This is a genomic window from Frigoribacterium salinisoli (genome assembly GCF_054781095.1).
The window spans coordinates 182,556-205,916 of sequence record NZ_BAAGVB010000003.1; the positions used below are offsets into that span (position 1 = coordinate 182,556).

Consider the following 23,361-nt stretch of genomic DNA (forward strand, 5'->3'; position numbering starts at 1 on the left):
CGCCCGTCGAGGGAGGGCACGCGTCGGCGCGCCCCGAGGGGCTACTCGCCGAGCGCGGCGTAGGCCTCGCGCAGCAGGGCGGCGGTCTCGCTCGGCGTCTTGCCGACCTTGACGCCGGCGGCCTCGAGGGCCTCCTTCTTCGCCTGCGCGGTGCCCGCCGAGCCCGAGACGATGGCGCCCGCGTGGCCCATGGTCTTGCCCTCGGGCGCCGTGAAGCCGGCCACGTAGCCGACGACCGGCTTGGTGACGTTCGCCGCGATGAAGTCGGCGGCGCGCTCCTCGGCGTCGCCGCCGATCTCGCCGATCATGACGATGGCCTTCGTCTCGGGGTCGGCCTCGAACGCGGCGAGCGCGTCGATGTGCGTCGTGCCGATGACGGGGTCGCCGCCGATGCCGATGGCCGTCGAGAAGCCGAGGTCGCGGAGCTCGAACATCATCTGGTAGGTCAGGGTGCCCGACTTCGAGACGAGGCCGATGGGGCCCTTGCCGGTGATGCTGGCCGGGGTGATGCCCACGAGCGACTCGCCGGGCGTGATGATCCCCGGGCAGTTCGGGCCGATGATGCGGGTCGTGCCCTTCGCCTTCGCGAGCGCCCAGAACTCGGCGGCGTCCTGCACCGGGATGCCCTCGGTGATGACGACGACGAGCGGCACCTCGGCCTCGACGGCCTCGACGACGGCGTCCTTCGCGAAGGCCGGCGGCACGAAGACGATCGAGACGTCGGCGCCGGTCTCGGCGACGGCCTCGGCGACCGTGCCGTAGACCGGCAGCTCGACGTCGCCGTGGGTGACGGTCGTGCCGGCCTTGCGCGCGTTGACGCCGCCGACGACCTGGGTGCCGGCCGCGAGCATGAGCGCGGTGTGCTTGGTGCCCTCGCCGCCGGTGATGCCCTGGACGATGACCTTGCTGTCCTTGTTGAGGAAGATCGACATTGTTCTCTCGGTCCTTACTTCGATGCCAGCTCGGCGGCCTTGTCGGCGGCCTCGTCCATGGTCGCGACGACGGTGACGAGCGGGTGGGCCGCCTCCGCCAGGATGCGCCGGCCCTCGTCGACGCGGTTGCCGTCGAGGCGCACGACGAGCGGCTTGGTGGCGGAGTCGCCCAGGATGCCCAGCGCCGCGACGATGCCGTTGGCGACGGCGTCGCACGCGGTGATGCCGCCGAAGACGTTGACGAAGACGCTCTTGACCTGCTCGTCGCCGAGGATCACGTCGAGGCCGGCGGCCATCACCTCGGCCGAGGCCCCGCCGCCGATGTCGAGGAAGTTCGCGGGGGTGACCCCGCCGTGGCGCTCGCCGGCGTAGGCGACGACGTCGAGCGTCGACATGACGAGCCCGGCGCCGTTGCCGATGATGCCGACCTGACCGTCGAGCTTCACGTAGTTGAGGTCGGCGGCCTTGGCCTTCGCCTCGAGCGGGTCGGCCGCCGCGGCGTCCTCCAGCTCGGCGTGCTCGGGGTGGCGGAACCCGGCGTTCTCGTCGAGCGTGACCTTGCCGTCGAGGGCGATGACGTCGCCCTCCTCGGTGAGCACGAGCGGGTTGACCTCGACGAGCGTGGCGTCCTCCTGCTCGAAGACCTCGTAGAGCTTCACGAGCACGGGGGCGACCTTCGCGACGAGCTCGTCGTCGAAGCCGCCGGCCCGGGCGATCTGCTCGGCCTTCGCGAGGTCGATGCCCTCGCTCGGGTCGACCTGGACGCGGGCCAGGGCCTCGGGCTTCTCGACGGCGAGCTGCTCGATCTCGACGCCGCCCTCGACGCTGCACAGCGAGAGGTACGAGCGCTCGGCACGGTCGAGCAGCACCGAGAAGTAGAACTCGCGCGCGATGCGGGCACCGCCGGCGACCATGACGCGGCGCACCTCGTGGCCCTTGATGTCGAGCCCCAGGATCGCCTCGGCCGCGGCCCGCGCCTCGTCGGGGCTCTTCGCGACCTTCACGCCACCGGCCTTGCCGCGGCCGCCGACCTTGACCTGGGCCTTGACGACCGTGACGCCGCCCAGCTGCTCCGCAGCCGCGCGGGCCTCCTCCGGGGTGTCGGCGACGACGCCGGGCAGCACGGGGACGCCGTGCCGCTCGAAGAGGTCCCTGGCCTGGTACTCGAAAAGATCCACGCTGTTCTTCCAATCCGCATCGCTGCGTCGTCAACCATGGTGCGTCGCGCGGCGAGGATGTCTCTCAGCAGCGGGACGACGGGCCGCCCACCAGCCTAGCGGCGCGACCGGAGCGCCTGTCTGTCGCGGGCCTCCTGCGCGCCACGGACGGCTGCGTGCAGGTGCTCCCCAGGCGGGGGCGGGCAGGATGCGCGACTCGCCCGGCACGGGGTACGGGAGCGCTGGCGGATGCCTGGCAAGGCTGCGCGTGTCGCCCCGGCCGGGCGCTCGATTGTCCGGTGAGCAGAACCCGCACCACCCCCGACCACCCCACGACCGACGACCTCGTCCGCACCGCGGCGGACCTCTTCGGCTGGGACGAGCTGCACCCCGCCCAGCTGGAGGCCATGGAGGCCGTCGTCGGCGGGCGCGACTGCGTGGGCGTCATGCCCACCGGCTTCGGCAAGAGCGCCATCTACCAGGTCGCCGGAGCGATCCTCGACGGCCTCACCGTCGTCGTCTCACCGCTCATCGCGCTGCAGGCCGACCAGGTGGCGGGCCTCGTCGGCAAGCGGGACGCGCCTCCTGCCCGCGACGTCAACTCGGGGCACACCGAGGCCGAGAACGACGCGACCTGGGAGGCCGTCGCCGCGGGCGAGGTGACCTACCTCTTCCTCGCGCCCGAGCAGCTGGCGCGCGACGAGACCGTCGACCGGCTCGCGGCGGCGCACGTGTCGCTCTTCGTCGTCGACGAGGCGCACTGCGTGTCGTCGTGGGGGCACGACTTCCGGCCCGACTACCTGCACCTCGGCGAGATCGTCGAGCGGCTGGGCCGACCGCCCGTCCTCGCCCTCACGGCCACCGGCTCGGGCCCGGTGCGCGACGAAATCGTCGAGCGGTTGCGCCTGCACGACCCGCTGCTGCTCAGTCAGGGCTTCGACCGGCCCAACCTGTCGCTCGAGGTCGTGCGCCACGAGGACGACGCCGAGAAGCACCGCGCGATCGTCGACCTCGTCGCCGAGAGCACCACGCCCGGCATCGTCTACGTCGCCACCCGCAAGGAGACGGAGGCGTACGCGGCCGAGCTCGCCGAGCGCATGCCCGACCGCACCGTCGTCGCGTACCACGGCGGCCTCCGCTCGGCGGAGCGCGGCGACCTGCACGCGCGGTTCCACGACGCCGAGATCGACGTCGTGTGCGCCACGAGCGCGTTCGGCATGGGCATCGACAAGCCCGACATCCGCTTCGTCGTGCACGCCGACGTGCCCGCCTCGCTCGACGAGTTCTACCAGGAGATCGGACGGGCCGGGCGTGACGGCGACGACGCCCGGACCACCCTCTTCTACCGCCCCGAGGACCTCGCGCTGCGGAGGTTCTTCGCCTCGGGCCTGCCCGGCCGGGCCGACCTCAAGGGCGTGTTCACCGTGATCGGCGCGGCGGGCGGCCCGGTGAAGCGGACCGCCATCGCCAAGGAAGCCGCCAAGTCGCCGCGCTCGGTCGGCCGGTTCGTCGACCTGCTGCTCGAGGCCGGCGCGATCCAGGAGTCGAGGAAGGGCTTCACCGTCGTCGACGGCATCACGGCCGACGAGGCCGCCGAGAGCGCGCGCGACCTCGCCGCGATGCGCGAGAAGGTCGAGGAGTCGCGCATCGCCATGATGCGCACCTACGCCGAGTCGCCCGGCTGCCGTCGCCGGTTCCTGCTCGGCTACTTCGGCGAGGAGGCGCCCGAGCGCTGCGGCAACTGCGACGGCTGCGCGGCCGCCGAGGAGCGCGAGGCGACCGGGGCGCCGACGGAGCTCCCCACCGAGCAGGACGAGGACCTCCTCTACGCGCCGCAGACCCGCGTGCAGCACGGCACCTGGGGCGAGGGCACCGTCATGAGCCAGGACGGCGACCACCTGACCGTCTTCTTCGAGTCGGCCGGGTACAAGGTGCTCTCGGTGAGCAGCGTCCGCGACCACGACCTGCTCGAGGCGGTCTAGTCCTCCCCCGCCGGACGTGCGCTGGGAGGTCGCGCACGACGGCGCAGGAGGCGCGGAGTAGACGAGAGGGACCCGACCGCAGCACGACCAGCACGACCGAAGGAGCACCATGTCGAAGGACACCAACCTCGCCACCCAGGAGACGCTGGGCGGCATCCTCGCCGCGAAGGACGTCTCGCGCCTCACCGAGGGCTTCCACCGCGACGTCGTCGACCACGACCCCGCACCCGACCAGGCGCCCGGCGTCGAGGGCATCCAGCAGTTCTGGACCGAGTTCTTCACGGCCTTCCCCGACGTGACGCTCGAGGCCGACCCGATCGTCGCCGACGACGAGCACGTCACCGCGGTCTTCACCATCTCGGGCACGCACACCGGGCCGTTCCAGGGCCACCCGGGCACCGGCAACGCGTTCACCGTGCGCGGCATCCAGGTCGCGCGGTTCGACGAGGACGGCCTCATCGTCGAGCGCTGGGGCTCGACCGACCAGGCCGGCCTGATGCAGCAGCTCGGCCTCGCCGACGACCCCGAGACCTCGGACGACGCCGACCAGGGCTGAGCCGCCCCGCCCGACCTGCACCACCGGCCCCGAGCCCGGGGCACCCGCCCCGGCCCCGGGGCACCACGACGAGAGGACCCATCATGAGCGACACCCACGTCCCCGCCGCCAGCGGCGACCAGCCGTACGACGAGGAGAAGGACTTCGCCGAGAGCCAGCAGATCGCGACGAACGACGCGGTCGCCGGCGAGACGGTGCTCCCCGGCATCGGCGAGCACAACGACGGCCCCACGGGCGGCGCGCCCAAGGAGGGCAGCCCCGACCTCGCCGACAACGAGCTCGCCGGCGAGGACGTCGACCTCGACGAGACGGAGTAGCGGCCGCTCGTGGGCCCGGGCGGCACGCCTGTTCCTGCGATGACGACGAGAGGGGACCTGCGCTGAGCGCAGGTCCCCTCCGTGCGTTCAGACCTGGTGGAGGTCGCCCCCGGGGAGCTCGAGGAACTGACCGCACCAGCGGGTGACGGCGTCGTCGTGGGTGGCGAGGACCACGACGGCGCCTCGGTCGCGCAGGGAGGCCAGGGCGTCGAGGACGGACCGCCGCCCCTCGGGGTCGAGGGCCGAGGTCATCTCGTCGGCCACCACGAGGGAGGGCTGCTGGACCAGCAGCCGTGCGGCCGTGGCCCTCTGCCGTTCACCACCGCTCAGCTGCGTCAGCACGTCAGGACCGCGGTCGGCGAGCCCGAGCCGCGTCAGGGCTCCCTCGACCCGGCGTGCCCGTTCGCGACGGGACACGCCGCGCGGTCGGACGACGTCGACGTTCCGTCGCACGGTCCAGTCGGGCACGAGGGATCCTTCTTGCAGGACGATCCCGCAGTCGTCGCGGAGGAACCGCTGGTGCGTCCGCCTCCGCGCGCCGGTGAGGGTCGTCCCGCGCCAGCGGACCGAGCCGCTCTGCGGAGGGCGCAGGCCGCCGAGGCAGGCGAGCAACGACGACTTGCCGCTGCCGTTGGGGCCCACGACCGCGAGCGACCCGCCAGGGGGCACCCGCACGTCGAGGGGTCCCCAGAGGTGGCGGGTCCCGATCGCGGCCACGAGCTGGTCGACGACGAGGCCGTCAGAGGACGTGACCATGTCGCACCTCCTCCGTCCGGGCCCGGAGCCGGGCGAGTGCGACGGTCGTCGCGAACACGACGAGCTCGGCGATCGTGACGGTCGCGCCCGTCGCCACGGCGCCGACCGGCGGGACCCGCGCGAGGAGGACGACGAGAGGGACCACGGCAGCGGCGGCACCTCCGGTGAGGGCGGCCCGTCGCGTCACCGGCCCGCGGTCGGAGGTCCAGGAGGTCCGCCCCACGGTCCGCAGGACGCGTCGCTCCTGACGCCCGCTGCGGACGTGCTCGAGGGCGGCTCTCACCGTCGACACGAGCAGGAGCGCGAGCGTGAGGAGCGCGGCAGCGGTCGCCACGAGGGTCGCTCGACGGCACCGTGCGAGCACGAGGGCGACCTCGTCGCCGACCGTGTTCCACGCCTGGACGAACCCGGCGGCACCGCGCTGCGCCAGTGCGGCGTCGACCGAGTCGGAGGACTCGAAGAGGACCCGTCCGTTGCCGGCGGCCGTCCCGAGCACGTCGTCGGCGAGCTGGTCGAGGGGCACCTGCACGACGACGTCGAAGGGCACGACGTCGGGCAGGAGCTCCGCCTCACGGACGCCCGCCGCGCGGGCCGGATCGTCCACCTCGTGCACGTCGAACGCCACGACGGGGTCCGCTGGCGGTCCGAGCGGAGCACCGTCGGCGAAGACGTCGGCGGTGAGCTCGAACGACAGGTCGGCCAGCTCGGCGGCGCTCGGGGCGGCGCGTGCCCAGAGAACCGCTGCCCCCTCCTGCGCCCCTTCGCCGTCCGGGGTCACGACCAGCGTGCCGGGCGTGCCGCCCGTGTCCCGGAGCACGGCCGTCCCGGCGCCGAGCTGCTCCCGCGTCACGTCGGCGAGCGCCACGGTGAAGTCGTCGTCGAGGGCGCCGGCGATGCCGACGCGCAGGACCTTCGCGTCGGCGTAGGGCTCGAGCAGGACGGCGGCCTCGACGGCACGACGTGTCGCGTGCAGCGCTCCGGCGGTCGCCAGCACCCCGACGATGACGAGGGCCGTGAGGACGACGTGGACGCCAGGGCGCAGCGCGCCCTGCCGCTGACCGCAGGGTCGGACGAGTTCGCCTCGCGTGCCGCTCGACAGCGGCGGACGGAGGGCGAACGCCGCCCTCGTCACCAGGAGTGCCAGCGACGTGGCGCCGACGAGGGCGACGGCGGGCGGAAGGACCAGGCCGGGTCGGCGCAGATCGCCGACGATGCCCCAGACGACGAGGCCGCCGATCGTGGCCACCGCCACCACCACGACCATCAGGACGGCGAGGCCTCGCAGCTCGACCCCGGCATCACGGAGCTGCGACCACCCGACCGTGGCACGGACGAACGACGCGTGGCGGCGGCTGGCCGCTTCGGCGCCGAAGGCCTGGAGGACGAGGACGCCCACGCTCAGGACGAGGAGCGCGTTCGCCGGCTCCGTGAGGTGGAACACGAGGTGCCCCGCGAGGGTCTCCGTCACACCCTGCGCGGAGAAGCCCCTCTCGCTCAGGGCCTCCACCAACGCATCGAGCCGTGGACCCGTGGCGTCCGTGGCGTAGAACCCCCGGAAGTCGGCGGAGGCCGCGGCCTGCGCTGCCGCGTAGCTGTAGTGGACGCGCGGGCTCACGGGCTCTTCGACGTCCCCGGCGAGGGGCACGAAGACGATGTCGATCCCCTCGGGCGTCTCGGTGGTGAGCGCGAGCAGCAGGCTGGCTCCGGTCTCGCGTGCTGCACCCTCGAGCGCGCGCTCGATCTCGGCACGCGTCCCGTCCGGGGTTCCACTGATGGACAGCTGTCCTCCCGCGGCGGCCGACAAGCCGGACTCGTAGCTCGCGACGACGAGCACGGTGAGCCAGGCCGACGTGGCGATCGCCGCCACGACCGCGAGTACTGTCGTGGCGGCGATGCGCTGAGTCACCTGACGTCCCAGTACGCGGTGTTGCCGTAGAGACTCTTCGGGTGCGACGCCACAGCGAGGACGGTCGGTGACTTCCATTTGCTGTAGCCGCAGCTCGTCCTCGAGCACGCGGTCGACCTGTGCACCCATCTCGGGTGCTGGTACTTCGACCAGACCTTGCCGCCGGAGACGCCGTACTCCCAGGTGCCGCCCCCGACACGGTGGACACCAAGCCCGGCACTGGCTCGAACCGAAGCCCTGCCCGACGCGGAGGTCGCCGTCCCGACAGCACCAGCCGACGTCGACGGCAGCGCGATCCCGCACAACACCAAGGCCGTGGCACTCGCGACACCCATCAGACGACGCACCCCGCGCCCCTCTCCGTTCCTCATGATCTCTCCTCTCCCTCGGGCACCTGCCGAGGTCGCAGACAGTTTCGTATATGAATCCGTCATGCACAATGCCTCGAGCGCAAGGATCTGACATCTTTTGGACAGCCATCGAGTGTCCGTCGATGGGCATCACAGGCACCGTCCGCTCACGGCCCAGGTCGGTCGGCGCCAACGACCACCGATCCTGCACAGGTAGCCGACACCGCCCTTGATCCTCCGCCACCCGCAGGAGGCCCGCAGCGCCCCGCCGACGGGCGGCACCGTCGTGGGCATGTCCTCACCACGCACTGCGGCCGCTCGACGCGGCCCCCTCCCCCAGCCCTTGATCACCCTCGCCGCCGTGGCGGCCCTCCTGGCGCTCGCCGTCCTGCTCGTCGCCCCCGCACCTCCTGCCCGCGCCCTCGCCGGGGCCAGCACGGGCACCGGTCACCTCTGGCGGGGCGACGGCGTCTCGTGGCTCGGCACCTATCGCCTCGACGACGGCCGCCAGGCCTTCTGCCTGGAGGTGGGCAAGAGGAGCCCCGTCGGCAACCGGTACGACACGGCCACCGGTGACGCCGTCGTCGGCGTCTCGAGCGAGGACCACGCGCGCCTCGCCTACATCGCGCGCACCTGGGGCGGCACGAAGGACCCCGACACGGCAGCGGCCGGGCAGCTCGCCGTCTGGACCATCACCGGCCTGGGCGGCCACAGCCAGCGGTACTACGCCGGTCGCGCCAACGACCACTGGCCGATCGTGCTCCAGCGGGCGAACGACATGCTCGCCGAGGCCACCGCCCGCGCCTCGCGATCGGTGGACGCGACCCTCACGGTCTCCCTCGCCGACGACGGCACGGGCTCGGTCCGCGCCGACCTCGTCGCCGACCTCGTCACCGGCGGCCCCACCACGCTCCCCGGCCGTCACGCGGGCACGGTGACCCTGCAGGGTGCCGAGTTCACCGACGGCTCGGGCGGCTCGCGGCGCGTGAAGAACGGCGAGGAAGTACGCGTGCGGGCCACGGGTCCCGGCGCGGAGCTGTCCGTCCGCGCCCGCGTGCGGTTCGACGGCCTGCCCTACGGCCGCGTCGCCACCGTCGGGTCGAGCGCTGCAGGCAGCCAGATGATCCTCTTCACGGGCGGCGTCAGCGCCGCAGCCGCCGGCTCGGCGAGCGCCACGGCCGTGTCGCCCCTGCCGTTCGCCCCGCGCGTCGTCACGCAGGCGAGCGACACGGTCGCCGAGGCCGGCACGGTGGTCACCGACCGCCTCACCCTCGACGTCGCGCGCGGCGACGGGCTCCTCGACGAGTGGGGGCGGTACCGCGCCGACGGCGAGCTCCGACCGGTGCCCGTCACGGTCCGCAGCCGACTGCTGGGGCCCTTCTTCGAGCCGCTCGTCGAGGCCGACGCGGCACCGGCCGACGCGCCCGTGGTCTGCGAGGTCGAGACCGTGGTCGCCGACGGCCCGGGCACCGTCACGACGCCCGGCTGCGAGCTGCCGTCGACGGGGTGGTTCACCTGGGTCGAGTCGATCGACCCCGCCGACACCAGCCCGGCCGAGGGCGGCGACCGCCTCCGCCCCTGGACCTCGCGCTTCGGCACCGCCCCCGAGACGACGTTGGCGCCGTTCACCCCGATCGTCTCGACGGTGGCGGCAGGAGGCGCGACCGAGGTCGGTCCCGGGACCTGCGTCGCCGACGCCCTCACCGTCGCCCGCCTCAACGCCCTCGTGGGCGAGGACGGCGTCGAGGTGACGAGCACGCTCGTCGGCCCGCTCGCCGAGCGTCCCGCGGAGGGCGCGGACCTCACCGACCTGCTGGAGGTCCCCGACCTCGTGGCGGGCGAGGTCGTCACCACCGTGCACGCCGACGGGGAGGTCGAGACGCCCTGCGTGCGCGTCGACCGGCCCGGCCACTACGTCTTCGTGCTCTCGAGCGAGGGATCGGCCGAGCTCGACGACGGCAGCAGGGTCGTCCCGGCCTTCGCTGACCACCGTGCCCACGCGGCGGAGTCGTTCCTGGTGCCCGAGCCGGAGCCGGCGCCGGAGTCGCCGGAGCCCGCCGACGAGCCGGAGCCCGAGCAGCCGTCGCCGAGCGCGACGCCGCCCGTGCTGGCCTTCACGGGCGGCGACGCGGGGGCGACGGGCCAGCTGGCCCTGGGCGTGGTCCTGGCCGGGGCGCTCCTGCTCGTCGGCCTCCGCGTCGCCCACCTCGTCCGGCGTCGGTCGCGGTGACGGGTCCCGGACCGGTGCCGGTGCCGGTGCCGGTGCCGGTGCCGGTGCCGGTGCCCAGCTCACCCCAGGGGGACCTGCACCGGCACCAGCTCCCCGTCGCCGAGGTGCACGAGCGCCGAGCCGGGCCGCAGCTTCTCGCTCGCCGCGCTGCGCGGCAGGCGGACGCCGATCAGGTCGCCCTCGGTGGGGAGCTGCGGGCTGAGCAGGGCACCGGCGCGGTTCTTGCGGAGCTCCAGGGTCCACCCGCCGAAGCCGCCCAGGTCCGAGGTCGTCGCCGCGGCCACCACCGCGTGCCCCTGGTCGGCGCAGGTCTTCACCTGCCGGGCGAGCCAGCCGGACACGGCCGGGGCCCGGATCAGCTCGGCGTCGTCGACCACGAGCACGCGGGGCGGCGCCCCCTCGGCGAACCACCGGGCGAGGTCGTCCTCCGTCGGCTCGCCCGGCACCACCGCGAGCACCCCGTCGGAGCCCTCGAGCGCGCGGAGGGGCGAAGGCCGAGGGGCGACCACGACGACCTCGCGTCGTTGCTCCAGCAGGGACCGCACCATCGCGGCGAGCAGGGTGCTGCGCCCGCTCCGCGCGGGGCCCGCCACGAGGAAGGTCCCCGGGCCGCACGACAGGTCGGGCCCCACCGCCGTGAGCTCGTCCCCACCGACCCCGACCAGGGCGAAGGCGCCGGAGCCCTCGACGGGGCGACGCTCCCAAGCGTCGGCGAACGTGACCGGCCCGCCGAGGCGGTCCAGCCGGAAGGGGCGACGGCTCCCCGGGACCGGTCGGTCCCGATCGGCGGTGCGCTCCGCGATCTCCTCGAGGGCAGCCGCCTGGGCACGACCGGAAGGATCCTCGACGAGCAGCGCGACCTGGGCCTCGACGCCCGAGGGCACCGAGAAGCAGCGGCCGCCGGGCACGACGTCGGGCAGGGAACGCGGGTCCAGGCCGGCGATCGCGTAGTCGCCGCGGTCGGCCTGACGCAGCACCAGCACGTCGTCGACCAGCGAGCCCATGCGGCTGCCGACGAGCGTGCGGTCGCCCGTGAGGACGAGGTGCACGCCGACCCCGGCGCCGTCCCGCAGGAGGGCGTGCACCTGGTCGACGGCGGCCCCGTTGTCGAGCTCGCCGATGCTGGTCACGAACCCGTCCCACCGGTCGAGCAGCACGACCACGTGCGGCAGGCGCTCCGGCTCGGCGACGCTCGCCCGCTGCTCGCCGACATCGGCCCAGCCGCCCGCGGCGAGCAGGTGCTGGCGGTCCTCGACGAGCGTCGTCAGCCGGGTCAGGAGGCGCTGCAGGCGTTCGGTCTCGGTCCGTTGCACGACGGCGCCCGTGTGCGGCAACCGGACCAGCGGCAGCAGGGCGCCGCCGCCGCAGTCGATGCCGTACAGGTGCAGGTCCCCGACGCCGAGGCGTGCCGCGAGGCTGCCCGCCAGGGTCCGCAGGAACTGCGACCGGCCGCTGCGCGCCGAGCCGACCACCGAGAGGTGGGTGGCGGTCTCGAGGTCGAGGGCGAGCACGCGGCGGGCCTGCTGGTCGGGGACGTCCTGCAGCGCGAACGGGGCGGGCGGCAGAGCGTCGGCACGTCGGGCGACCGGCTGGTCGAGGTCGGCGAGCACCACCCGCTCGGGCAGCGGGTCGAGCCACGGCCGGTGCGGCGGAGGGTCACCTCGGTGCTCGACGGCGCCCCGGATCGCGGCGACCAGCTCCTGCAGGTCCGTGCGCGGGTCCTCCTCGGCCACGGGGGCGACAGGAGGCCCGGGCAGGGGGCGCCCGAGCGTCGCCCAGGTGAGGCGCGTCGCCCAGGTGGGCGGGCCTCCTGCCGTCGCCACCGCACCCGGTCGGCGCCCGCCGACCCTGCCCGCCTGGAACGGCAGCAGGGCACCCGCCCCCAGTCGCACGTAGGCGCGGCCGGGCGTCGCCTTCGCGATCCCGCCGGCGTCGGGGGCGTCGAGCACGTCCACGCTCTCGGCCGCGTCCGTGACGCGCAGGGCGATGCGCAGGTTCGTGTTCGCCCGCATCTCGGACGAGATGACCCCTGCCGGTCGCTGCGTCGCCAGCACGAGGTGGATGCCCAGGGACCGGCCGCGCCGGGCGACGTCGACGAGCCCGGGCACGAAGTCCGGCAGTTCGCGCACCAGGCTCGCGAACTCGTCGATGACGATCAGGAGGCGCGGCAACGGCGGCGTCGAGGACGGCTCCCTCCGGCGCAGGTCGGCGTGGTCCTCGAGGTCCTTGCAGCCGACCGCCGCGAGGACGTGCTCACGCCGACGCAGCTCGGCACCGAGCGACGCGAGCGCCCGGCCGACGAGGTGCGCGTCGAGGTCGGTGACCATGCCCACGGTGTGCGGGAGACCCTCGACGTCGCGGAACGCCGCCCCGCCCTTGTAGTCGACGAGCACGAACGTCATGGTCTCGGGGGCGTTGACGACGGCGAGGGACGCGACGAGCGTCTGCAGCAGCTCCGACTTGCCGGAGCCCGTCGTGCCGGCCACGAGGGCGTGCGGCCCGTCCCGACGCAGGTCGAGCGCGAAGGCGCCGTCGAGGCTCTCGCCCACGACGGCCTCGGTGCTCCCGCCCGGCGCCCAGCGGGCCAGCACGCCGGCGGGCGTGGGCGGCTCCAGGTCGAGCACGTCCAGGAGGCGCGACGACGACGGCAGCCCGGCACCGGCGTCGTCGTCCTCGACGTCGACGAGCGGCGCGAGGGACCGCGCCACCAGGTCGGCCCATCCCTCGGGCAGCTCGTCGGCGAGCACGTCCGGCAGCACCGGCGCGCGCTGCGACGTGACGACGTGCCGGTGGCGCCCCGCGGCCACCACCGTCGAGCACTCCTCCGGCAGCGACCTGCCCTCGGTCTCGAGGCAGAGGGCGTGGACGCCCAGACGCGGTCCCTCCTTCAGCACGCGCACGAGGCCGGGCAGCGCGCGGAGCCGACGAGCGCCGTCGACCACCACGACGACGGCCGGACCGGGCGCCGCGTCGCGGTCGCCCTCGACCGCGCGGCGTCGTTCGTCGAGGCGTCGGACGAGCTCGGCGACCCGGTGCGCCGACGTCTCGGCGTCGTTGCCGATCCGCACGGGCGGGAGCTCGTCGTCGAGCGTGCGGGCGTGCGGCAGCCAGCGCACGAACGACCACGTGCCCTCGGCCTCGCCGTCCGTGAGCACCACGATCTCGAGGTCGCGAGGGCTGTGCAGGGCCGCGAGCTGTCCCACGCAGGACACGGCCAGGTCCCGCACGTCGGCGCGGAGGCCGGCGATCCCGGTCACGCCCGCCTCACGGAGGGACACGGTCGCGGGCACGTGCCTCGCGATCCTCTCGACGCGCCTGCGGTGCTCCGGCTCGGCCGGGTCCTCCACCACCACGCCCGACGGGGCGTCGACCGTCCCGACCCGCACCGTCAGGTGGTCGGGGTCGCTGGGACGGCGCTCCCACAGACGGGCGCGCCGACGCACGGCGAGGTCGAGGACCGCCGCAGGATCGGGGGCGCTCGCCCGGCGCTGGTGCTGGACGGTGCGCACCGCGGCGGCGGCGTCCGCCTCGACGACCGCGGTCTTCTCCGCGTGCTGCTCCAGGCGCCGCCGGTGCGCGGCCCGCCCGTTCCGGCGGTCGTAGAGGAAGTTGCCGAGCAGCACGAGCGGCGACATGAGGCCGAAGGCCAGGAACGCGACGTTGCCGAAGACCGTCACCATGACGACCGCCATGACGACGGGGGCGATCGCGGCGATGATCGGGACGGGGCGCCGCGGGGGCGTCTCCGGCTCGGCCGGCAACCGGAAGACCGTGTCGGACGGGACCGGCAGGAGGCGCGGCGGACGGGTCAGGTCGAGGGTGCCCCCGCCCTCGGTCACGCTCAACGCGGCGAGCGGGGTCGGCACGGCGACCGACAGGAGCGTGCCGCCGAGACGGAGGACGCTGCCCTCGGGGAACGGGCGGGCGCCGTCGACGGGCTCACCCTCCAGGCTCGCCTCCACACCCGGCACGGGACGGAGCTCGACGCGCCCGCCGGCGTCGACCTCGAGCACGGCCGCCAGCTCCGGGACGTCCTCGTCGTCCAGGCGGACGGTCGCCTCCGGCGAGCTGCCGACGAAGGCTGCACCGGGGGCGAGCACGTGCACGGTCCCGGCCCCGGACCCGCCGATCACCTGCAGCGTCACCAGGTCGGCGGGCAGCGGCACCCTCGTCGGCCCGTCGCCGAGCTCCACGTGCGCGCCGTCGAGGACCTCGCCGTCGGCGACCGGCCGGGCCGGGTCGACGGCGCGCCCGTCGACGGTCGACCCCGCGACGGCGCTCGGTGGCAGGCCGAGCGTGGAGGCGACCTCCTGGACGAGCTCGCCCACGGTGGCGCCGGGGCGGACGTGCACGACGACGTCGCCCGAACGCCCCGAGGCACGGTCCGTGCCGGTGAGCGTGATCCTCACGACCGCGGGTTCGAGGAGCCGAGGGGCTCGGCCACCCACGAGAAGGAGCTCGTCATCGCCGCGAAGACCAGCCGCAGGGCCTCGACGAGCTGGCCGGTCGCGGGCGACGCCGTGGTGGCGTCGTGGGCGTCGTCGCTCACCACGGAGGCGGTGATGCCCAACAGGAGGTCCGAGCGACCGGGGATCCTGGCCAGCACGTGGTCGCGCGCGAGCTCGTTCCCCCGCGCAGGAGTCGCGCCCCGCCCCCGCCCCGGCGGCTCGGCCCAGCGCACGGCCGGGCTCCCGTCGAGGTCGAGCAGCTCCCCGCCGTGGACGGCCGCACGGTGCAGGAGCAACCGGTCGGGGTCGCCGCCCGGAGGGGCGAGGTCGACCACGGACACGACGACGCTGCAGCTGACCCGAGTGCCCGGCAGCGCGCCCTGGGGGACGTAGGCGTCGAGCACGCGACGCCCCGTGTCGACCCGGAAGGCGTCGTCCAGCACCGAGCCGAGCTCGTCGCGCCAGCCCGGCACTCCGGCCTCGACGTCGTCCACCTGGTCGAGCACGGCCTGGATCGTGGCCTCGCGGTCCAGGCGGCCCGGTAGGCGGATCCACCCGAGGGGGATCGACAGGGCGTACGAGACGGGGGCGGCGGGCACCCCCGAGCGACGACCGGTCACGACCGGGCCTCCCGTCGTCGCCGACGACGTCGACGTGCCGCCACGACCAGGACGACGACGGCACAGGCCGCCATGACCACGGACGCGATCCACAGGTCGTGCGGCCACTCCTCGAGGTCGAGGAAGGCCGTGCTGAGCATGGCTGTCAGGACCGCGTCGAGCAGCAGGAACGGGACGAGCACCGCGGCCTCGGGAAGGTGCCGAGCCGGACGATCGAGCACCCAGAGCACGGTCACGACGAGAACGGGCAGGATGCCGAACCAGTAGACCCCCTGCGGCACGACGAAACGAGGCCAATCCTGGCTGGAAGCGAGGAGGTGGTCCCCGTAGATCGACCTGCCGTCGAGCGGGGCGAGGAACTCACCGTGGGCGCGATAGGCGGTGATGGTGAGTACCACGCAGATCGTGGGGTAGAGGGCCAGGGCGCGGACCACCCCCTCGCCCCTCGACCAACGCATGAGGTCTCGGACGTCTCGACGAGTGGCGTCGATCACCAGCGTGTCCCCAAGGGGATGCGTCGCGTGGTCTGCTGTTCGATCCACGTGGACCAGCCGAACCAACCGATGGCCTCGGATGCGACGTCCCATGCGGTGGAGGCAGCGCTGAAGCTCCTGGCCCGGCGAACCGCACCGAGGAGCGCCTCCGCGTCCCCGGCGACCTCTCCTGGTCGGGGCCTCTTCGTCAGCCAGAGAGCGTGCGCTACATCGGAGTCGCCCAGCGCGAGGAACAGCTCGCTGGTCCTCGACCTCCCCTCGTAGCGAGTGAACGTCTTGCGCATCCACGCCGTCGCAAAACTCGGAGGCGCACCGGCGGCCTCGAGGGCGGCGGTCCTGGTGGCCCGAAGCGATGAGAGCTCCGCTCTCACCGTGCCACTCAGCGCACCGCCGACGCCCATCGTCGCGCAGGACGCCAGGGCGAGGACGGCCTCGGCCCAGGAGCCCGTCCCTGCCGCGGCCCGCGCGGTCGCTCCGACCGCGATGGCGACGGTGAGGGCGACGAGGGCCAGCCCGATCCAGGCCAGGGGGAAGAAGAAGGACAGCACCGTGAGCACGATGCACACGTTGCCCATGACGTCCAGCACGTCGGAGATCCACGCATCGTTCTCCTCCATCCATCCCGCGAAGTCGTCGAAGACGGCGTCCCGGATGCCGTCGTCCGTGGCGACGTCGAGGCGGGCGACGGCGCGCTCGGCGGCCCGGTCGCGGTCCTCGCGGGCCGTGTCGAGCCTCCTGTGGGCAGCGGTCACCCTCCACGCCGCCTCGTCGGCGAGGTAGCGCTGCCGGTCGGCCTGCCGTTGGTCGTGGTCCTTGAGGGCGCCTTCCTCCGTGGCGTCGGCGGCGTCCTGGTGGTAGCGGCGGAGCTTCTCCGCCAGCGCGAGGTCGTCCTCGGCGGACACCCGAGCGCGGCTCGCGGCGACGGCGTCGTCGACGGCGAGGCGCAGGGCGCCCGAGTACTCGAGCAGGGCGGCGCCCGCTTCGTCGTAGCGACCCCGCACGCGCCCCAGGCGCTCGGCGAGGTCGTCGGCCTTCGCCAGGAAGGCCTCGACGGCGTCGCTGCGCGACCCGTCGCCGTCGAGCGCCCGCAGGCGCGACGAGGCGTCGAGCATGACCCGGGCGACGCTCGCGTACTGCCGTGCGAGCGAGGCGACGACGTCCGGGTCGCCGGGCACGGCCAGCGACGCGCTCATCGGTGGCTCCCGAGCAGCGCAGCACGCAGGTCGGCGTCGGTCGCGCCGAACGCGTCGTCGATCTGCCGCGCCGCCTCGGCGAGGCCGCCGATCGACTCGACGAGGTCGGCCCGCAGGTCGTCCCACGTCGTCGAGAACGACCGCACGCGGGCCGCGAGGGCCGCGTGCCCGACCGCGTCGGCCAGGGCTGAGGCGTCGTCGGTGGCCGACGAGAGCGCCGCCTTCACGGCGACGAGATCGGCCCACAGCGCCGACAGGACGGCGCCGTCGTAGTTCAGGCGTCCGGACACGGACCCTCCTCGAGATCGGGCCGGGCACCGCCCGTGGCGGTGCCCGGCGGGTGGGGGCCGGAGCGCTCGACCCGCGCGAGGGTCCGGCCCCGGGATCAGCGCAGGCTGCTGGCCAGCTGCTCGTCGGTGCTCTGGAGGGCGTTCGCCGCGCCCTCGAGGAACGCGGCGAGCCCGTCGATGGCCCCGATCGTCTGCGTCGCCCCGCTCGTGAAGTCCTGGTACGTCGTGTCGAACGCCTTCGACGACCGATCGGTGACGTAGCCGGACGACAGGAGGCCGTCGATCTGGCCCTTGAGCTGCGAGAGCTGGTCCTCGATGGAGCGCTGGCCGTTGCGCAGCTGCGTGGCCTGGGTGCGGAGGTCGTCGTAGGTGACGGAGACGTTCGCCATGGGGTGCCCTTCTGGTCGGACCGGTCGGGGCTGTCCCGACCAGTCCGCCCACAGTGGCGTTCCGTGTATCGTCTGTCAAATGTCGGTACGGAGCCTGTGGACGAGGCGGGAGAAGACGGCCCCAGGGAGGGAGGGCTGCCCTCCCACGCCCCTCGACGAGCTCCGGCGAGCGCGGCGGGACGGCACCGAGTGCGACGTGGCGACGCTGCCACCCCGACGATCGGACTCCCAGCAGGTGGTCACGGGGTTGCCTCCCGCGCTCGAGCTCACGCGACGCGGGCACGTCCCGTCCCCCGTGGCGGCGATGCCCGCGGGAGCGACCCTGCTCCTCCCGGACGGCACGCCCCTCGCCCTCCGCCGTGCGACCTCCGTCGGCAGGGCACCGCGACCCCGGCACGGCGTCGCCACCCTCGTGCTCGCCGACCCGACCCGTTCCGTGTCGCGGGACCACGCCCTCCTGGAGCCGACGGACGGCGGGGTCACGGTGACCGACCTGGGCTCCGGCAACGGCACCACCGTGACGACGCCCGACGACGTGGTCGCGCAGCTCGTCCCGGGCCTGGCTCAGGAGGCGCCGCCCGGCTCCGTGATCGCGCTCGGCGACCTCGTGGTCACCGTGGGGCACCCGGCAGAAGGGTCGCGGACGTGCTGATCGGTGCCAGTCCCTGGGCCGTCGTCGCGAGCGCCGTCTGGTTCGCCGTGGTGGGCACGGTCACCGCCGTGGTCCTCCGGCGCGGGCCGGACCTCGCGAGCCGTCGACCACGCCGTCGGCGCACACGGTGCGAGCGCCGCGCGGCGGGCAGCACCCAGGACCGGGACCAGCCAGCAGCCTCGGACGGACGCCCGGGCCGCAGGCCACGAGCCCCTTGAGGACCCGCCCCTTACAGCTTCTCGATCGGCGCGACCTTGATGAGCAGCTTCTTGCGGCCCGCCGTGTCGAACGCGACCTCCGCGATGCGCTTGGCACCGGCTCCTGTGACGGCCATGACGCGTCCCTCGCCGAAGTCGACGTGGCTGATGCGGTCGCCCGCCTCGAGCTCCATGTCGCCATTGTCGCGCACCTGACCCGTGACCCGGTTCGCCCACTCGGTCTTCGGCTTCGTCTTCGCCGCCGCGGTCGACCGGTCGTAGCTGCCGCCGCCGTACCCACCGGCGCCGCGCATCCCGCCGCCGCCACTGCCGCCGCCGAAGCCGCGCCGCGCGTTGAGCGCCCGCGGCTCGGTGCCGCCGCGGCTCGTCGCGTCGCCGGGCGACTGCTTCCAGTCGATCAGCTCGCCCGGGATCTCTTGCAGGTACCGCGACGGCATCGCCACGTTCACCTCACCGAACTGCGCGCGCGTCATGGCTAGCGAGAGGAACAGCCGCTTGCGCGCCCGCGTGATGCCGACGTAGAACAGCCGGCGCTCCTCCGAGGGACCACCGGGCTCCCCCGCCGACATGCGGTGCGGCAGCAGGTCTTCTTCGACGCCCGTGAGGAACACCGCCTCGTACTCGAGGCCCTTCGCCGTGTGCAGCGTCATGAGCGACACGGTGCCGCTCGAGTCGTCGAGGTCGTCCGCCGCGGCGACGAGCGTCACCTCGGTGAGGAAGTCGAGCAGGGTGCCGTCGGGGTTGTTCCGCTGGAACTCCTTCGTCACCGCCACGAGCTCCTCGATGTTCTCGGCCCGCGCCTCGTCCTGAGGGTCCTTCGAGGCACGCAGCACCTCGACGAGGCCGCTGCCGTCGACGAGCCTCTGCAGGATCTCGTGCACCGGCGCCGTGGCGGCCGTCGCCTGCACCTCGTCGAGGAGCGTGGCCAGGCCCGTGATCGCGCCCGTGACCTTGGGGCCGAGGCCCAGCTGGTCGGCGTGGCGGAGGGCGTCGCGCAGCGGCGCCTCGTGCTGGTCGGCCCACCGCTGCATGGCCGTCTCGGTCGCCGGGCCGATGCCGCGCTTCGGCACGTTCATGATGCGGCGCAGCGCCATCGGGTCGGCCGGGTTCGCCACCGTGATGAGGTACGCCATCGCATCCTTGATCTCGGCGCGCTCGTAGAACTTCGTGCCGCCCAGCACCCGGTACGGGATCGCCGAGCGGATGAAGATCTCCTCCAGCGCACGGGTCTGCGAGTTGGTGCGGTAGAAGACCGCCATGTCGCGGTACTGCATGCCCTCGTCGTGCAGCTTCGCGACCTCGTCGGCGACGAACTGCGCCTCGTCGTGCCCGGTGTACCCGGTGAACCCGGTGATCTTCTCGCCGGCACCGACCGTCGTGAAGAGGTTCTTGGCCTGACGGTCGAAGTTGTTCGCGATGACCGCGTTGGCGGCGTCGAGGATCGTCTGCGTCGAGCGGTAGTTCTGCTCGAGCAGGATCACCTTGCTGTTCGGGAAGTCGCGCTCGAACTCGACGATGTTGCGGATGTCGGCCCCGCGGAACGCGTAGATCGACTGGTCGCTGTCGCCGACCACCGTGAGCGAGGCGCCGGGGATGCGCCCGCTGCCGTCGCGCATCGTGTGCACGAACTGCCCGCCGCGCTCGAGCTCGTCGACGTGCTCGGGGTCGACCGGCCGCGTCAGCTCGCGGATCAGCGCGTACTGCGCGTGGTTCGTGTCTTGGTACTCGTCGACGAGCACGTGGCGGAACCGCCGCTGGTACTCTGCCGCCACGTGCGGGAACGCGCGGAACAGGTACACCGTCTGCGCGATGAGGTCGTCGAAGTCGAACGCGTTCGCCCGCTGCAGCTCGCGGGTGTACTGCCGGAAGATCTCGAGGAACATCACCTCTTGCGGGTCGTTCACGTTGACCTGGCGCGAGTACGTCTCGGCGTCGGTCAGCTCGTTCTTGAGCTTCGAGATCTTCGACGACGCCTGGCTGACCGTGACGCCCAGCTGGTCGGCCTCGAGCTCCTTCAGCAGCCGCTTGAGCAGCGCGCGCGAGTCGGCCGAGTCGTAGATGGTGAACGTCTTGGTGAAGCCGAACTGCTCGGCCTCGCGGCGCAGGATCCGCACGCACGCCGAGTGGAACGTGCTGATCCACATGCCCTCGGCCGCCTGGCCGACCAGCTGCTGCACGCGCTCGCGCATCTCGGCCGCGGCCTTGTTCGTGAACGTGATCGCCAGGATCTGGCTCGGCCACGCCTCGCGGCTCGCGATGAGCCCCGCGATGCGCCGCGTCAGCACGCTCGTCTTGCCCGACCCGGCCCCCGCGACGATCAGCAGCGAGGGACCGCGGTGCTCCACCGCCTCCTTCTGCTGCGGGTTGAGGCCCGCGGTCAACGGGTCGCCGGCACCGCCGGCGTGGTCTGAGGGCTCGAGCACGATCGTCATGACCCGACGAGTCTAGGCGGGGCCGCCGACAGCGACAGGGGCGCCCTCGACCGACCTGCCCGACCGCCGTCAGGAGGCACGACCTGCCCCGTCAGCGCCCGTCGCGCACCGCGAGCGCCAGCTCCGGCTGGTCCGCGAACACCGCGTCGACGCCGAGGTCCATCAGCAGCCCGAACTCGGCCCGCCAGTCCCCCTGCGCGGCCTTCCCGCCGCTGAGCCGGTGCGCCTTCGCGAGGAACGCGTTCTCGGCCCGGAGGGTCCAGGTCCACACCTCGAGGCCCGCCGCGTGCGCGCGCTCGACGACCCGCGCCTCCTGCCGGCCCGCGTCGTCGACGAGCGTGCGCTTCGCGACGCTGATGCCCGCGACGCCCGAGGCGGCGAGCTGGGCGAGGTGAGCCTCGTCGAGCAGCGAGGCGTACGAGGGCGCGGCCTCGCCGAGGCGGGCGACGAGGTCGGCCGGGGCGCCGGAGGCCTCGACCAGCCAGACCAGCCGACCCCCGACCCCGCGCTGCTGCACCTGGTGCAGCACGCCCTCCTCGAACGACTCGATGGCCAGCCGGTCGTCGCCCGTCCAGCCCGCCGCGGCCAGGGCGTCGGCGACGAGCTCGTCGAGGGGCAGCCCGAGCTGCGCGAAGTACGTCGCGTGCTTGAGCTCGGCGACGAGCCCGACCGGCCGGTCGGCGTCGTCGAGCAGGCGCAGGAGGTCCTCCAACCGCTGGACCCGCCCCTCACCGTCGTGCGCCGCGCTGGCCGGGCGCAGCCGCGGCAGCCGCTCGCGGACCCGCAGCGTCGACAGCTCGGCCCAGGTGAGGTCCTCGGTGAACCAGCCCGTGACCTCCTGCCCCTCGACCACCTTCGTCGTGCGCAGGTGCGCGAGGTCGGGGCGCTCGGCGACGTCCGTCGTGCCCGACACCTCGTTCTCGTGCCGGAGGGCGAGCACGCCGTCCTTCGTGGGCACGAGGTCCGGCTCGATCGCCTCGGCGCCCAGCTCGATCGCCAGGCGGTACGCGGCCTCGCCGTGCTCGGGACGGTGGCCGCTGGCGCCGCGGTGGGCGATGACGAGGGGGCGAGGGGGCACGCGGCCACGCTAGCGACCGGGGCTCCGTGCCGGGCCTGGCCCACGCCTCCTGCACCCCTGGGTCGGGGCGGGCGAAGGGTGCACGAACTGCACGTTCGCCCGTCGCGGAACCCGCTCCGATCAGGCAGATCTTCAGCATGGCCACGACCGGCGACCGATACCCTTGACGAGCAGGAGAACCGGCCCGTTCGGTCTCCCCCAGCGACGCAGCACCGCGTCGCGCCACCTCACCAAGAAGGACACGATGGCTTTCTCGAACCCCGGCTTCTCGCAGTCGCCGGCTTTCTCGCAGAACGGCGGACGTCAGTTCAGCCAGCAGCAGGGCTCGCCCGTCGGGTACGACGGCATGACGGCCGAGCAGCTCCAGCAGCTCTACACGCAGCCCTCGGCCGGTCCCGACCAGACCGACCGCATGACCTACGAAGACACGATCACCAAGACCGCGATCGCCTTCGCCGTCGTCGTGATCGGTGCCGCGATCGGCTGGTTCGTCCCGGCCCTCGCGATCGTCGGCGCCATCGCGGGCTTCGTGCTCGCGCTCGTCAACATCTTCAAGAAGAAGCCGTCGCCCGGCCTCGTGCTCGCCTACTCGGCGGCGCAGGGCCTGTTCGTGGGTGGCATCTCGTCGATCTTCGAGGCCCAGTACGCGGGCATCACGACCCAGGCGCTCCTCGGCACCGGGTCGGTCTTCGTCGTCACGCTGCTGCTGTTCCGCAGCGGCAAGGTGCGCGAGTCGGCCAAGGCCACCAAGGTCTTCATGATCGCGATGGTCGGCTACCTCCTGTTCTCGGTGCTCAACCTCGTCCTGTCGCTCACCGGTGTGGTGAGCACGCCCTGGGGCCTGCGCGGTTACGAGATCGCCGGCATCCCGATCGGGTTCTTCCTCGGGATCCTCGTCGTCATCATGGCGGCGTACTCGCTGGTGCTCGACTTCACGCAGGTGCAGACCGGCGTCCGTCGCGGTGCCCCGCGCATCTACGGCTGGTCGGCCGCGTTCGGCATCGTCATGACCGTGGTCTGGCTCTACGTCGAGATCCTGCGCATGATCGCGATCCTGCGGGGCAACGACTAGCCCCGCACGGCACCGCCCCGAGCGCCCGCTCCCGTCGTGGGGGCGGGCGCTCTCGCGTGCGCGGGACAGGGCGGGGGCGTGGCCCGGGCGGGGTGCGGGCGGCGGCTGGGCGGGGTGCGGCAGCGCTCGTCCGGGCCAGTTCGTCGGACCCGGGCCGTCGCGGACGCCCGGCCGCGACGCACACGCCCGCCCCGCCCCCGCCTCTTCCCCGGGTGGCGCGGAAAAAGGGACATTGCGCGACCGGGGCCGGTCGTGCCATGTCCCTTTTTCCGTGCAACGTGGGCACCGG

19 protein-coding genes are annotated in these 23,361 nt (G+C 73.6%); 6 read left to right on the top strand and 13 right to left on the bottom strand.

What is annotated here, in order from left to right:
* Positions 1-41: 41 nt before the first annotated feature.
* The gene (gene sucD, locus ACYVHQ_RS08865) at positions 42-932 is read right to left on the bottom strand and encodes a succinate--CoA ligase subunit alpha (RefSeq protein ID WP_460512176.1); all 891 of its coding nucleotides are present in this window, start codon (positions 930-932) and stop codon (positions 42-44) included.
* A gap of 14 nt (positions 933-946) precedes the next feature.
* On the bottom strand, positions 947-2,110 hold the full coding sequence (gene sucC, locus ACYVHQ_RS08870) for an ADP-forming succinate--CoA ligase subunit beta (protein WP_460512178.1): 1,164 nt from the start codon (positions 2,108-2,110) through the stop codon (positions 947-949).
* Between the two features lie 278 nt (positions 2,111-2,388).
* On the opposite strand from sucC, the gene ACYVHQ_RS08875 reads away from it, so the two are divergent.
* The 3 genes from ACYVHQ_RS08875 to ACYVHQ_RS08885 all read left to right on the top strand — a co-directional run bounded on the left by ACYVHQ_RS08875 (position 2,389) and on the right by ACYVHQ_RS08885 (position 4,944).
* Positions 2,389-4,071 (top strand): RecQ family ATP-dependent DNA helicase, encoded by a 1,683-nt coding sequence (locus tag ACYVHQ_RS08875; RefSeq protein ID WP_460512180.1) that lies wholly within the window; start codon positions 2,389-2,391, stop codon positions 4,069-4,071.
* 109 nt (positions 4,072-4,180) lie between these two features.
* Complete coding sequence (locus tag ACYVHQ_RS08880; protein WP_460512182.1) at positions 4,181-4,627, top strand: ester cyclase; 447 nt, start codon at positions 4,181-4,183, stop codon at positions 4,625-4,627.
* Between the two features lie 83 nt (positions 4,628-4,710).
* Positions 4,711-4,944 (top strand): hypothetical protein, encoded by a 234-nt coding sequence (locus ACYVHQ_RS08885; protein WP_460512184.1) that lies wholly within the window; start codon positions 4,711-4,713, stop codon positions 4,942-4,944.
* Positions 4,945-5,031: 87 nt separating this feature from the next.
* Here the strand turns inward: ACYVHQ_RS08885 and ACYVHQ_RS08890 are convergent, their stop codons facing one another.
* Genes ACYVHQ_RS08890 through ACYVHQ_RS08900 form a run of 3 tightly spaced genes read right to left on the bottom strand, consistent with a single transcriptional unit; the run spans position 5,032 to position 8,040 of the window.
* Positions 5,032-5,700 carry an ABC transporter ATP-binding protein gene (locus ACYVHQ_RS08890; protein ID WP_460512186.1) on the bottom strand — a complete coding sequence of 223 codons (669 nt, stop codon included), beginning with the start codon at positions 5,698-5,700 and terminating at the stop codon, positions 5,032-5,034.
* Positions 5,684-7,606 (bottom strand): hypothetical protein, encoded by a 1,923-nt coding sequence (locus ACYVHQ_RS08895; protein ID WP_460512188.1) that lies wholly within the window; start codon positions 7,604-7,606, stop codon positions 5,684-5,686. Before ACYVHQ_RS08895 ends, ACYVHQ_RS08890 begins: the two co-directional genes overlap by 17 nt.
* Positions 7,603-8,040 (bottom strand): lactococcin 972 family bacteriocin, encoded by a 438-nt coding sequence (locus ACYVHQ_RS08900; protein ID WP_460512190.1) that lies wholly within the window; start codon positions 8,038-8,040, stop codon positions 7,603-7,605. Before ACYVHQ_RS08900 ends, ACYVHQ_RS08895 begins: the two co-directional genes overlap by 4 nt.
* Before the next feature lie 208 nt (positions 8,041-8,248).
* On the opposite strand from ACYVHQ_RS08900, the gene ACYVHQ_RS08905 reads away from it, so the two are divergent.
* Positions 8,249-10,186 carry a thioester domain-containing protein gene (locus tag ACYVHQ_RS08905; protein WP_460512192.1) on the top strand — a complete coding sequence of 646 codons (1,938 nt, stop codon included), beginning with the start codon at positions 8,249-8,251 and terminating at the stop codon, positions 10,184-10,186.
* A gap of 59 nt (positions 10,187-10,245) precedes the next feature.
* Here the strand turns inward: ACYVHQ_RS08905 and ACYVHQ_RS08910 are convergent, their stop codons facing one another.
* The 6 genes from ACYVHQ_RS08910 to ACYVHQ_RS08935 all read right to left on the bottom strand — a co-directional run bounded on the left by ACYVHQ_RS08910 (position 10,246) and on the right by ACYVHQ_RS08935 (position 17,620).
* Complete coding sequence (locus tag ACYVHQ_RS08910) at positions 10,246-14,595, bottom strand: FtsK/SpoIIIE domain-containing protein (protein ID WP_460512193.1); 4,350 nt, start codon at positions 14,593-14,595, stop codon at positions 10,246-10,248.
* On the bottom strand, positions 14,592-15,254 hold the full coding sequence (locus ACYVHQ_RS08915; RefSeq protein WP_460512195.1) for a hypothetical protein: 663 nt from the start codon (positions 15,252-15,254) through the stop codon (positions 14,592-14,594). Before ACYVHQ_RS08915 ends, ACYVHQ_RS08910 begins: the two co-directional genes overlap by 4 nt.
* The gene (locus tag ACYVHQ_RS08920) at positions 15,251-15,688 is read right to left on the bottom strand and encodes a hypothetical protein (protein ID WP_460512197.1); all 438 of its coding nucleotides are present in this window, start codon (positions 15,686-15,688) and stop codon (positions 15,251-15,253) included. Before ACYVHQ_RS08920 ends, ACYVHQ_RS08915 begins: the two co-directional genes overlap by 4 nt.
* 56 nt (positions 15,689-15,744) lie before the next feature.
* Complete coding sequence (locus ACYVHQ_RS08925) at positions 15,745-16,941, bottom strand: hypothetical protein (RefSeq protein ID WP_460512199.1); 1,197 nt, start codon at positions 16,939-16,941, stop codon at positions 15,745-15,747.
* Complete coding sequence (locus ACYVHQ_RS08930) at positions 16,938-17,231, bottom strand: hypothetical protein (RefSeq protein ID WP_460512201.1); 294 nt, start codon at positions 17,229-17,231, stop codon at positions 16,938-16,940. The genes ACYVHQ_RS08925 and ACYVHQ_RS08930 overlap by 4 nt, the downstream gene beginning before the upstream one ends.
* A 95-nt stretch (positions 17,232-17,326) precedes the next feature.
* Complete coding sequence (locus ACYVHQ_RS08935) at positions 17,327-17,620, bottom strand: WXG100 family type VII secretion target (RefSeq protein WP_460512203.1); 294 nt, start codon at positions 17,618-17,620, stop codon at positions 17,327-17,329.
* 196 nt (positions 17,621-17,816) lie between these two features.
* On the opposite strand from ACYVHQ_RS08935, the gene ACYVHQ_RS08940 reads away from it, so the two are divergent.
* Positions 17,817-18,272 carry an FHA domain-containing protein gene (locus ACYVHQ_RS08940; RefSeq protein WP_460512205.1) on the top strand — a complete coding sequence of 152 codons (456 nt, stop codon included), beginning with the start codon at positions 17,817-17,819 and terminating at the stop codon, positions 18,270-18,272.
* Positions 18,273-18,501: 229 nt separating this feature from the next.
* On the opposite strand, the gene ACYVHQ_RS08945 is transcribed toward ACYVHQ_RS08940, so the two are convergent.
* Both ACYVHQ_RS08945 and ACYVHQ_RS08950 read right to left on the bottom strand, forming a co-directional pair.
* Complete coding sequence (locus ACYVHQ_RS08945; protein WP_460512207.1) at positions 18,502-20,922, bottom strand: ATP-dependent helicase; 2,421 nt, start codon at positions 20,920-20,922, stop codon at positions 18,502-18,504.
* A gap of 91 nt (positions 20,923-21,013) precedes the next feature.
* Positions 21,014-22,000, bottom strand: a complete 987-nt coding sequence (locus tag ACYVHQ_RS08950; protein ID WP_460512210.1) for a glycerophosphodiester phosphodiesterase family protein — start codon at positions 21,998-22,000, stop codon at positions 21,014-21,016.
* A gap of 244 nt (positions 22,001-22,244) precedes the next feature.
* On the opposite strand from ACYVHQ_RS08950, the gene ACYVHQ_RS08955 reads away from it, so the two are divergent.
* Positions 22,245-23,072, top strand: coding sequence for a Bax inhibitor-1/YccA family protein (locus ACYVHQ_RS08955; RefSeq protein WP_460512212.1), 828 nt, complete (start codon positions 22,245-22,247; stop codon positions 23,070-23,072).
* Positions 23,073-23,361: the final 289 nt, after the last annotated feature.